This window comes from Streptococcus sp. HMSC057G03 (assembly GCF_001808745.1).
Taxonomy (GTDB): Bacteria; Bacillota; Bacilli; order Lactobacillales; family Streptococcaceae; genus Streptococcus; species Streptococcus parasanguinis_Z.
In genome coordinates, this window is the sequence record NZ_KV794423.1 from 212,558 (window position 1) to 224,522 (window position 11,965).

The 11,965-nt window shown below is 43.0% G+C and carries 11 protein-coding genes; all 11 read right to left on the bottom strand.

Going from position 1 to position 11,965, the window contains the following annotated elements; translation table 11 throughout:
* Nucleotides 1-1,700 (bottom strand): C69 family dipeptidase (locus HMPREF2686_RS10680; protein WP_261673673.1); only part of this gene is annotated, 1,700 nt, incomplete at its 3' end.
* 452 nt (nt 1,701-2,152) lie between these two features.
* A complete protein-coding gene (locus HMPREF2686_RS04980; RefSeq protein WP_070449464.1) occupies nt 2,153-2,830 on the bottom strand; it encodes a rhomboid family intramembrane serine protease in 678 nt (225 codons plus the stop codon).
* Nucleotides 2,814-3,353, bottom strand: a complete 540-nt coding sequence (locus tag HMPREF2686_RS04985) for a 5-formyltetrahydrofolate cyclo-ligase (RefSeq protein ID WP_070449467.1) — start codon at nt 3,351-3,353, stop codon at nt 2,814-2,816. Before HMPREF2686_RS04985 ends, HMPREF2686_RS04980 begins: the two co-directional genes overlap by 17 nt.
* A 109-nt stretch (nt 3,354-3,462) precedes the next feature.
* Nucleotides 3,463-4,596 (bottom strand): N-acetyldiaminopimelate deacetylase, encoded by a 1,134-nt coding sequence (locus HMPREF2686_RS04990; protein WP_049523271.1) that lies wholly within the window; start codon nt 4,594-4,596, stop codon nt 3,463-3,465.
* Nucleotides 4,597-4,649: 53 nt separating this feature from the next.
* Nucleotides 4,650-5,348 carry a 2,3,4,5-tetrahydropyridine-2,6-dicarboxylate N-acetyltransferase gene (dapD, locus tag HMPREF2686_RS04995; RefSeq protein ID WP_049483070.1) on the bottom strand — a complete coding sequence of 233 codons (699 nt, stop codon included), beginning with the start codon at nt 5,346-5,348 and terminating at the stop codon, nt 4,650-4,652.
* A gap of 65 nt (nt 5,349-5,413) precedes the next feature.
* The gene (locus HMPREF2686_RS05000; RefSeq protein ID WP_080976666.1) at nt 5,414-6,328 is read right to left on the bottom strand and encodes a hypothetical protein; all 915 of its coding nucleotides are present in this window, start codon (nt 6,326-6,328) and stop codon (nt 5,414-5,416) included.
* A gap of 14 nt (nt 6,329-6,342) precedes the next feature.
* On the bottom strand, nt 6,343-7,032 hold the full coding sequence (locus HMPREF2686_RS05005) for a hypothetical protein (RefSeq protein ID WP_049486375.1): 690 nt from the start codon (nt 7,030-7,032) through the stop codon (nt 6,343-6,345).
* A 5-nt stretch (nt 7,033-7,037) separates the two neighbouring features.
* Nucleotides 7,038-7,745 (bottom strand): hypothetical protein, encoded by a 708-nt coding sequence (locus tag HMPREF2686_RS05010; protein ID WP_049483074.1) that lies wholly within the window; start codon nt 7,743-7,745, stop codon nt 7,038-7,040.
* 107 nt (nt 7,746-7,852) lie between these two features.
* Complete coding sequence (locus HMPREF2686_RS05015; protein ID WP_049483076.1) at nt 7,853-8,941, bottom strand: hypothetical protein; 1,089 nt, start codon at nt 8,939-8,941, stop codon at nt 7,853-7,855.
* Nucleotides 8,942-9,059: 118 nt separating this feature from the next.
* Nucleotides 9,060-9,956, bottom strand: a complete 897-nt coding sequence (locus HMPREF2686_RS05020; RefSeq protein WP_223345558.1) for an LPXTG cell wall anchor domain-containing protein — start codon at nt 9,954-9,956, stop codon at nt 9,060-9,062.
* Nucleotides 9,957-10,244: 288 nt separating this feature from the next.
* On the bottom strand, nt 10,245-11,594 hold the full coding sequence (locus HMPREF2686_RS05025) for a glucose-6-phosphate isomerase (RefSeq protein ID WP_070449471.1): 1,350 nt from the start codon (nt 11,592-11,594) through the stop codon (nt 10,245-10,247).
* Nucleotides 11,595-11,965 lie beyond the last annotated feature (371 nt).

Below are 11,965 nucleotides of genomic sequence, written 5' to 3' on the forward strand. Positions count from 1 at the left end.
TTGCTTGGTTCTGTACTTGCTTCGGTGCTTGGCTTCGTTTCTTCCTTGCTTGGTTCTGTACTTGACTCTGTGCTTGGCTTTGTTTCTTCCTTGCTTGGCTCGGTACTTGATTCTGTTGGATCCTTGTAGTCATCTGGTAAAGATGCACGGTATGGATCATCTGTACGACCTGCTTCTTTAAGAGTTGCAGATAATTCAGACTCATATTGCTTGAATTGTTTGAAGAGACGTTCAGACCGAGCTAAAGCATCCTCAGTCACTTTATCTTCAACCGCTTTTGCTACAGCTTCATCAGCTTTCAAGGCTGCATATTTGCTATCACTAACCTTCTGTTCAATGATCAATTGTTCTTCGAGAGCTTTCCAGTGATTTTGAATCGATTTCCCAAAGAGGTCTTGATTATTGATGGCCATCTGGTCAATATGCCATACTGTCCAATACCATGAATTCGGATCATAGGTAGCAGTTTGAGGTTTGAAAGCTTCATAAGTATCTTTTACATTTCCATAGAATGGAACATAAGGGGTATTCCGTGAAGGTCCCATGCCGAGCCATACAGTTCCACCAAATGATTTTGGAAGGTTTGGATTGATTTGATAGACATGGGCATCGATCACATTTTCGTTTCCTAAAGCATATTTGTATTGGTCTTTACGAACAGTATCGTTGCTACCATCATCACCTTGTTTCTTAACACCAATTTGATCATCTGGCACGAAGCGTCCATTTAAGTGTTCAAAACGGTTCCGTTGCAAAGCAAAAGCATCTTCTAAGGTGTATTTTTTGTTTGGATCGGTTGGTGAACGGAAGAGCTCATACTCATCATCCTCATAAGTGACTTTAGAGTCTGGATCTAGTAAGGTGATACCTGCATAGGTCCGTGAGCGGTCCCCTTCAGCATATTTTTCTGGTCCATAAGATTTAGCAATATGGAAATTGCCATCTTTATCAGTCTTGTAGTTGCCAGATTCCTTGGCTACTTTTTCTACATCTTTAGAGGCAATGACATTTTCAGTGTCATTCAAGTCTACATGGCCAAGGTAGTAGGTATTGGCAAAAACTGCATATTTATCTTCTGGCACCTTCACCGCTACATATTGGTGACCAGATAGAATTTCCATATACCAAGTTTCATTTTGGTCTGCAAAGACAACCACATTCCCTTCAGCTGAACCTTTTTCTTCGATGACTTTGGCCAGTAATTCAACCCCTTCACGGGCAGTTTTAACACGTGGCAAAATCACATCTAGCATAGCTGCTTCTGGTAGGCCATTCTCTTTCAAAGGATCCGTTGTCAAGACTTTCTTATTTGGGATTGCTGTTACTGTCGCAGTCATGGATACACCGGCTTCATTAAAACCGTGTTCCCCGAAAGCCCCGTTGCTACCGTCACCACGAGCAGAGTCATAAGTAGCTGTGTATTTCATTTCATTGACAGCATGCGGGTAGGTGAATCCGTTGGATTCATCCTCGATTTGATCTCCCTCATTATAGGTCTTGGCATCAACCACAACATAGTTTTTGTTGTGTTTTCCACCATTTGGATAATAAGGGTAGTCCTCTGTCCGACCAAAGAGAGTGGTCCCATCCTTGGTCAACTGGCGACCAATGATAAATCCACAGCAGGCCTGAACGGCTTGAATTGGTAGGAGTAAGAACGTCATCGCTATCAAAGCTAGTTTAAACAACCATTTCTTCATGGCAAATCTCCTTTATGTTTGAATGTTCCTTTATAGAAAAAGGTAGCATCCCTGATTTTTTATACCTTAAGTCTATCTTTTTTTTACCTCTTTTGCAAGCGCTTTCTAATTTGCGTTTTTATACCTTTTTACCCATGATTACCTTCTCTATGGACCTAGCAATAGTGGATTCACTTGACTCCTGCAAATATATTATAATAAATATATACAATTCTTTGCATTTCAAACAATTTTCTGTTAGTTTACGATTGCACTACATTTTTTAGGAAAAAAAGAGAGTGGGACAGAAATCGGTAATTCGTTAGAATTCGATTTCGTCGCCCCACCTCCGCACAGTTGTGTAGGGCTGTAAAAGCTGATGAAATCAGCGTAGTAGAGCCCAGTCAACCGCTGCGTCTTGCTCGACAATTCAAAGATAACTGAGAGGCTAGGACTTTTGTCCTAGCCTCTTCTTAAAATAGAGTCAAGATTTTACCTAAGAAATAAAGCAAAAGTAAGAGATAAGATAGGGCTGCACTCATCTGATAGGTTCGGTTCATAAAGCGAGCTTCCCCTCTAACTGGAAAGACATAAGCCAACATGACTCCAGCCACTAAGCCACCGATGTGCCCCGCCATACTGATTCCTGGCATGAAGCTAAAGATCAAATTGACCACAATCAAGCTGGTATAGGACTGACTCAAGTGGCGAATATAGGGACTTTGGACAATAAAGCGCAGAGCACCAATAGTCCCAAACAGTCCAAAGAGGGCTGTAGAAGCTCCTGCTGCAATCACATCTGGCGTAAAAATAGCAACAAAGACATTGCCCATCATGCCTGATAAGAGATAGAGAGCTAAGAAAGCCTTCGATCCAAAGAGATCTTCTGCCAAACGTCCCAAGTAATAGAGGGTGATTATATTGAGCACAAAATGTTCTAGGCCGATATGAACAAATGTAGCTGTCACGATTCGCCATAACTGGCTAGGATCGACTTTCACAACCTCTCCAATAATACCACCGCTATAGTAAATAGCAGCACCTGTTTGGTAGTCGCCTCCAAATCGGATAAACATGGAAAGAAAGACTGCCGTTGTCACTAACAACAAGAGGCTAGTCACAGGATAACGACGATCAAAGAGTAACTTCATAGACTAGCACCTCCTGAACTGCCTGATCAAAAGCATCTGGTTGGAACTCCTTCTGCTGGATGGAATAAATCGTACTAACCGTTTTTCCAGTAAAATCTGCTAAATAACGATCATAATAGCCACCACCATAGCCAATTCGGTAGCCTTTTGACTGGAAGACCAAGCCTGGTACATGGATCAGATCAATCTCTGACTGATCCACAAGCTTCCCTTTTTCATTGGGCTCCAGCAAACCAAAGCGTGTCTTTTCCAAAATGTCAGGATCGTATTCCACAAATTCCATTCGCCCTTGTGGATAGGTACGGGGAACACAGACGCGTTTTCCAAGTTGAAGAGCTGCTTGGATCAAGCCAGCTGTGGAAACTTCATGGTCAAAAGACAGATAGGTCGCAAGGGTCTTTGCCTCCTGAAAAGCTGGTAGCTCCAAGAGGCGTTGAGTCAGCTCTTCATCTGCTTGAGTTTTCACAGTTTGAGGCAGTGCTTTCATGGCTGCCATAGTTTCTTTTCGTAGTGTTTTCTTCATTCCCTACTCCTTTTGTCTAGCTTTAATTGTATCATTTTTTAGGAAAGATCCGAACAGTTTTTATACAACAAAGAAAAAATCCAACTCCAGACGGAGTTGAATCCATTCCTTATTGGTTGGCTTTCATTTTCAAAAATTTACCAATGTTTTCCACAGCAAAGGGAAGGGCGGCCTCATTGGGGCTCATCTTTGGATGGTGCAAGGCATAAGGGGTATCAATCCCCAACCAGAACATGACACCGGGGACCTTGCTCAAGAGAAAGCCGAAGTCTTCTCCTGTCATCGCAGGCAGAATATCAATCAGGTTCACGTCTTCCTCAGCTGTGAAAAAGTCCATGAGTTCTTTGGCCAATTCTGGTTGGTTTTCCACAGGCAGGTAGCCTCCTTGCTTGAGTTCCAGGTCCAATTTCACATCAAAGGCTGCTGCAACTCCTTCTGCAATGGCTTTGACCCGTTTTTGAGTCAAAAGATTCATCTCCATGGTCAAGGTCCGAATGGTCCCATGAAGGAAGGCTGTCTCAGCGATCACATTATTGGTTGTTCCTGCATGCATGGAACCAAAGGTCACCACAGCACCTTCAATCGGATCGACATTTCGACTCACGACCGATTGGACTTGGGTAATGAAGTAAGAGGCCGCTACAAGAGCGTCATTGGCCTCATGTGGAAAGGCCGCATGCCCTCCCTTTCCTGTAAAGGTGATCTTGACTTCACAGGTCCCTGCAAAAAGGGTACCCGTATTGGTCGCAATGTCCCCCACCTTCAAATCAGGGCGCACATGCAGACCATAAAATTCATCAGGAAGCCAGTCGCCAAAAGCATTGTCCTTATACATGAGCATCCCACCAGCTTCGTTTTCTTCAGCTGGTTGGAAGAGAAAGAGCAGGTTATTTTTTGGTTGCACTTGAACCAGTTGATCCAAAAGCCCAAGAGCTGTCGTCATGTGCATATCATGACCACAAGCATGCATCCGTCCTTCGTGCTTGGAAGCAAAATCAAGGCCCGTTTGTTCCACAATCGGTAAACCATCGATATCTGTCCGCCAGCCGATAGTTTTTTCAGGTGCAGCCCCATGGAGATAAACCAGGATCCCGGTCCGCCAAGTCCGTTGCTCAACAAAGTCCTTGCCCGCTGTGATCTCTGCGATTCGCTCTAAGAGGTAGGCTTGGGTTTCAAATTCTTCCAAGCCAATTTCAGGGATTTGGTGCAAATCCCGTCTGATTTTGATTAAGTCCAATGTCATAGTTGTCTTCTTTCTATTAGAATAGAGGCCTTGCGGCCTCTACTATCAATATGTTACAAATTACGCAAAGCGTCTTCGAGTGCTGTTTTTTGTTGTGTTTTTTCATCGATTTCCTTGATGATGCGAGCTGGGACACCCGCTACGACCACATTTTCAGGAACATCTTGAGTAACGATAGCTCCAGCGGCAACGACGGATCCGTTTCCTACTTGAACCCCTTCAATCACAACTGCATTGGCACCGACCAAGACATTATCACCGATCCGAACAGGCTCAGCAGAAGCTGGCTCAATGACACCCGCAAGAACGGCACCTGCACCGATGTGGCTGTTTTTACCAACAGTAGCACGACCACCAAGGATAGCCCCCATATCAATCATGGTTCCTGCACCGATTTCAGCACCGATATTGATCACAGCCCCCATCATCACGACAGCATTGTCTTCGATGGTCACTTGGTCACGGATAATAGCGCCCGGTTCGATACGCGCATTTAGATAGCGCTTATCAAGCAAGGGAACAGCTGAATTACGGCCATCTTGTTCGACCACATAATCCTTGTTCTCTGTTAAGTTGGCAAGAAGGGGCTCGATATCTTTCCAGTCACCGAACAACACATTGCCAAGCTTGGTGACAGAAGCTGGAACAGCTATTGCCAATTCCCCTTCAAAGGTTACTTTCACATTTGTTTTCTTTTCTGCATTTCCAATAAAAGCGATAATTTCTTGAGCAGACATTTTTTGTGCTGTCATGAGATTCTCCATTCATTTCAATTAAAGGTATCCATATTATACCACAATCCCAAAGAGATGAACACCTAAGGCGATGTGGATGTCGCCGGATCTTCGAGACCCTTGATTTCACTAATAGTTCGATTACTTCCAAAACGAATAATGACTGATCGCGAATCAGAAAGCTTATAGTAAAAGGTTAAGAAGGACTCTGAACCCAGCATACTCGACCAAGAAACACTGCTAGGAATTCCTACTGTATTCACAAGATCTGAATAGCTCGTTCCTATTTTCATATTGGCAAAATCTTCTCTGTTTAAGCTACCATTTTTATTGGCTAATCGCTCACTGTTTAAGTTTTTAAAATCAAGAGAAGATAAACGATCAACACCAATTTTTGAAAGTAAAACGGTTACGGAAGAAGGGGACCCTTCAGACTGATACTCCAATTGTGTCATAAAAGGACTGACACCACCTTCTTGGTAGGTTTCTTCTCCACTGCTAGCCTTCCCCAGTACAGCTACCACATCCTGTGGAGACAGAGAAGTTGAAGAGTAACGTTCTTGATCTCCCTCACTTAAACCAGGAATCAGGGAAATGGCCTTCTCATAGGTCACTTGAAACTGAAATTCCCTCTCCGGAGCAATCAAGCTACTCGTACCACCTCTCAAGGTTTCCTTTCTAGTTCCATAAGACAAGCTAGTGCTTCCATATTCACTAGTAGTAGAAGAAGGATGTTCCTCGCTATGAATACCTCCTGAAGCCAGATAGGCAAATAATCCCAGCATGGCCAATAAACCAAAAAAGGCTGCCAGCGAAGACCCTTCACTCTTAGAGGAAGGGGAGTAGGTTTTCGTCCTCTCCGATTGGGAGTCTAGTACCGTTTGTCTTGGTTCTGAATGCCTGCCTCCCCCTATTGAAGCAAGGTCAGCTTCTGAAATCAAGCGGCTCCCACCCTGGTGAGAGGAAGCTGCCTTGATGTCTGTCCGTTGATCGTCCAATGATATCTCCTTTCTTATACCAACACTAATTTCTTGGCTTTTTTCTTGAATTCCATCACCACTTCTGGCTGCCCTGGTAGCTGGTAAGTCGCGCGATAGCCCATTCCGCCATCTGGCATTTCCCCCCAGACCAAGCGTTGAGGATTTCCTAGTTGCTGAATAAGCTGGGCGAATTCTGTACCTTTTTTCTCTTTTTCAGTAGTGATTTCTTTCTCACTGCTTGTCTTCTCTTTTGCGTCCAACAAATTTGTCGCATCCACTGTCGTCAAGCGATACCCCTGGTCTTTTTCCTGTTCAAACCACAAGGCTACACTTTTCTTTCCCTGATCGGTTTGCTTAGCCGCATAGGTCAAGACGAGAACCGTTTTATCCCCTTGAGCTGTCTTTGTATACTTAACTTTTTGGGCTTTCCCCCATTCCGTCACAACTGTTTCCAAGCGGGTTCCTGGTTGCTGAGTCTGCTTGAGACGAACTTTCAAATTCGCCACAGCTTCGATGGTCCATTTAAACTGCTTGATTTCTTGTTCCTTGCTGACCAAATTCTGATAATCCTTTGGCTGGAAATGGGCAAGTGTTTGGTCCTCCTTGGTATCGGTTCCTTGCTCTTGCACCTGGATGCTTGCAATCGCAAGTAACACTCCTAAAACAAAACACAAAAACGGCAGCAAGAGTTCTTTTCGATTCTTTTTCATCCACTCGATCATCTGCTTCACCCCTTCTTCGTCAAACGATACTGACCAGTCTGGTCACGTTCAAAGGTTAAAGAGACCAGTCCATCTGTCACCTGATAAGACAGGGCTAGGACTTGCTTGTCCTTTTCAGAGGTCAAACTAAGAGAATTGGGAAGACCTGATTTTTTCAAGACATCTTCTACTGCTGTCCCCTTTTCCTTTTTTCCATCTAGTGTCTGATAGCCTGTAAAATCTACCAGTTTTACGTTCTTTTTGCTCTGATAGTGAGACGACTTTGGTGCAAATCCTTGAATCGAGCTCAAATAAAAATCATCATCCTGCTTTTGAAATTCTATGGTATAAGGATAGAGCCCCTTCACAGAAGCCCCATAGCCTAACTGGACTTGTGCTCCAAAACTCGTATCTTCTTGTGTAAAGCTCGCTGCTTTTCCAAATTTTTTGACGAATGCAGACAAAGTCACCCAACTTTTTTGTACCTTTCCTTCTCCCCTTGCAAGCTCTAATGACAACAAGTCTTCTAGAGCCGGCTCTTTTGAAGAAGGAGCGACAAATTGTTGGCTTGCTTCTTGCATTCGAGATAGGCTCAGCAAACGGTCTTTTGGTAAGGTTTTAACCGGATGAATCATAAACACCAAGCAAGCCCCAACGACAAAAGCTAGCAAAGCCCCTGCAGCTTTTTGGAGGATCCGCTTATGACGTTCTATCCACTGTTTCATTTCTTCCATCCTTCATGCTCTTTCTATTCAAACTCTTTCTATTGTATAGAAAATTAGCGTATTTGTCTCGTCTTATCCCAAAAAAGAGGCGCTTGCCTCTTTCTTGTCTTATCCTTTTAATAGCTGTCTTTACTACTCAAGAGGAAATCTCCATTTTCTTGGCGAATAAAGGTCAAATCTACATAGTCCCCGTTTTTCTTTTGGAAGTCCATGACCAACTCTATCTCGTCTGAATCATCAGATGAACTCACCGTCAGATTGACCGCATCACCGTATTTTTCTAAAAGCTCTTTGTAAGAGGTTCCTCCAGCACCGGTCTCACTATTTCCAACTTTGAATCCATCTGCAAAGTTGTCCTCAACCGTAAGATTTTTCCCAAATTGATTAAATTCAAATTTGACAAGCTGTAATTCTTTTCCTCTCTTAGAGTAGGTCGCTTTTACCTCTTTATTATAAGAGTTATCATCCCAGAATAATTTCAATTCCCCACTATCAAATTGAACGGAACTAGCCTTTCCATAAGCGTCGACCATTTCCTCAGGAGTCTCCCCAGAATCCTTTCCCGTCAAAAACTGAAGTTGCTCGATATCAGATTGTTCCCAGCTAAAATTGGCTTCCGCGTCTTCAGAAGTCAATTGCTCCAAATCGATATTGGAAGAAGAACCAGATTGGTTGCCTGACCAAGAAGTCTGCTTTCTAGATGGTGACGTACTAGGGCTAGCATGACCAATCAAATAGCCACTGACACCACCGATAAGAATCCCAACTAAAATCCCAAGGGCAAAACGAATCGCCTTCTTGTCTGCAGTATCCATCGGTCTTCCAACAGGAGAAAGAGGAGCTTGTGGAATAGGTGTCTCAGGAACAGGCACTGTCTGCGGACCAATTGGTTCAGCTGCCATATTTTGAGGAGCTTGTGGTGCAGGCTGGAATGGAGGAGTCGGTTGGGGAGCAACAACTACATCCGGATGTTCTCCAACAGTTGCTTCATCCATCTTTGGAGGCTCCACTGTTTCTGAAACAGCTGGCTCGTCTGCTTCTTCTTTCATTGCTTCCGTCTCCGTCACTGAAAGGCCACTAGCTTCTGGAACGACCAAGTCTTCGGCTTCTTCTTTTGGGACAAAGGCTGGCGCAGCCACATCAAATTGAGGCGCACCCTCTACGGGAGTATGTTTCATAAATTGTTCTTGATCTTTCTCGGACATTTCGAATTCTCCTTTTTATTCTTCTCTTCTACTATAACATAAAACCAAGCAAGGACCAACTCCTGTCTTGATAGACTAAAAAAGATCGGAGAGATATCCGACCTTTTAGATGCTTATCTTAAAATTTCTTGCGAAGGGAGACAATAGCAAGCCCTGCAAGTGAGAGCAAGCCCAATGTTGCCAAAACGACACCTGTTTCTTGACCTGTTTTTGGCAATAAACGGCCAACGACAGATTTGCTTGAGTCGCTTGAATTTGAGGAAGAACTAGAAGAAGAGCTTGAGCTCGATGAAGAAGTTGAACTTGAGGAATTTGAAGATGAGCTGCTTGAAGATGAGCTCGATGAGCTACTTGAGCTAGAAGACGAACTACTTGAGCTACTTGAACTAGAAGATGAGCTACTTGAGCTTGAAGATGGGCTTGTTGTACTTGGTGAAGTGGATCCTCCTGTCTCAGAACCGTTATAGCCTGCAATGAAATTACGATAAATTGGGTTTGAACTTGCAAGTGAATCCACCATCAAGCGTCCTGACCCATCGTAAGCAAGGGACACTGTTACTTCCCCTTCTCCATTATCCAACTGTTTAAAGCGACCATCATCTTTTGTGGTTTGACGAATGTAGAGTTTAACAGTTCCAGAATTCAGTCCAGAGAGATCCACATCATCAAATTCGATCGTCCCATCTGCTGTATTTTGCCCTTTAGCAACGGTCTCTTCTTCGCCACCTTCAGATTTGTAAATCAATGCAAATTGGTAGGCTCCTGCATCATGCGCACTTTCTTTCTTGCCTTCACGCGCTCCCACTACATCGACACGACCTGTTTTCAATTTCAAAGAAAGCTGATTCGATTCAAAACCTTCATAAGTTGGTTGTTGAACAAGGTCTAGCTGACCATTTTTGTACTCATAAATCGCAGCTTTTGTATTCGCAGAAACCGGGTGAGCAACAGCCATTCCACCAAGCATAGATGAAAGTAACAAGAATTTAGCCAAGTTCTTTTTCATAATTTTCATTCCCTTTTCAATTATTTTCATTCATCTTTTATTTTATATTATGAAACAACAAATGACAACTTTTATATTCAAATAACTTTTTATATTAAAGGATTTGAGTATAAAATCCGTGCCGGTAACTATTGCTCTTCTAGAAACCCTATAGTATCAGTAGTTTAGCAATGAGATAACCATATGATCAGGAGAAATAACTAGCTAGTGTTTTTATAGTTGAATCTAAGGGGAAATTTTATGAAACTATTTTGCAGACAAAAAAACGACCTCTTACGAGATCGTTTTGTCTATTGATTAAAGACGAGCGTTGAGTTCTGCTCCAAGTTCTTCAAATCCTGGTTTACCAAGAAGGGCAAACATATTTTTCTTGTAAGCTTCAACACCTGGTTGGTCAAATGGGTTGATCGCATTCAAGTAACCTGAAAGGGCGATTGCCAATTCGAAGAAGTAGATGGCATAACCAAGAGTGAAGGCATCTTGCTCAGGAAGAGTTACGTACATGTTTGGTACGTCACCGTCTGTGTGGGCAAGAAGAACACCGTCAGTTGCTTTTTTGTTAACGAAGTCAACGTCTTTTCCTTGAAGATAACCAAGTCCGTCAAGGTCTTCTTCCAAAGTAGGGATGATCACGTTCTTACGTGGTTTGTCCACACGGACAACTGTTTCAAACATGATACGAGTTCCTTCTTGGATAAATTGACCTAATGAGTGCAAGTCTGTTGAGAAGTTAGCTGAAGTTGGGTAGATCCCTTTTTGGTCTTTTCCTTCTGACTCACCAGCCAATTGTTTCCACCATTCTGAGAAGTATTGAAGAGATGGCTCGTAGTTTACCAAGATTTCAGTAGCGTATCCTTTACGGTAAAGGATGTTACGAACTGCTGCGTATTGGTAAGCTTCGTTTTCAGAAAGTTTGTCTGAAGTGTAGTCTTTACGGGCAGCATTCGCACCTTCCATAAGGGCTTTGATATCAGCACCTGATGCAGCAATTGGAAGCAATCCAACTGGTGTCAAAACTGAGAAGCGTCCACCGATATCATCTGGAACTACAAATGTTTCCCAAGCATTGGCATCTGCTTCCACTTTTACAGCACCTTTAGCACGGTCAGTTGTTGCGTAGATCCGTTTGTTGGCTTCTTCTTGGCCGTATTTCTTCACCAAGAGTTCTTTGAAGACACGGAAAGCGATGGCTGGTTCAGTTGTTGTACCTGATTTAGAAATCACATTGACTGAGAAATCTTTATCTGAAACATACTCTACCAAGTCAGCAAGGTAAGTAGATGAGATTGAGTTTCCAGCATAAAGGATTTGTGGAGCTTTGCGTTCTTCTTTTGTTTGCAAGTTTGCAAAGTGGTGGTTCAAGAAGTCAATGGCTGCTTTCGCACCAAGGTATGATCCACCGATACCGATTACGACCAAAACATCGCTGTCTGATTTGATTTGTTCAGCAGCTTTCAAGATTCGGTCAAATTCTTCACGGTCATAATTTTCAGGAAGGTCCAACCAACCTAGGAAGTCACTACCAGCACCTGTTCCTTTACGGATCAATTCATCAGCTGCAGTCACTTGTGGTTGCATGTATTCCACTTCATGTGGGGCAACAAATTTACCCAAAACTTTTGAGTAGTCAAATTTAATATGAGACATGTTATTCCTCCAAATTTTGTTCTTCTCTATGATATCGCTTTACACGGATTAAATCAAGGGAAACCAATCTATAAAACGTTTTCATTTGCTAATTTTTTTATTTTCACAAATCAAGCAACGACGCAATAGCAATCGTTTGCATATTTGTACTATTTTGGGCTAAAAAATCAAAAAAAGAAGCTTCTCACGAAACTCTATTTTTTTCTTTTATTCTTTGGATATGAAAGTCATTTCTACATGACTCTGGTGAATGATAGCCCTCACGTCGCTTTGCTCCTCAGGGTCAATATCTCTAAGCTCGGTCGCGCCTTACGGGCTAATTTCATTTTACGCTATAGTCCTCACGTCGCTTCGCTCCTCAGGATCAATAT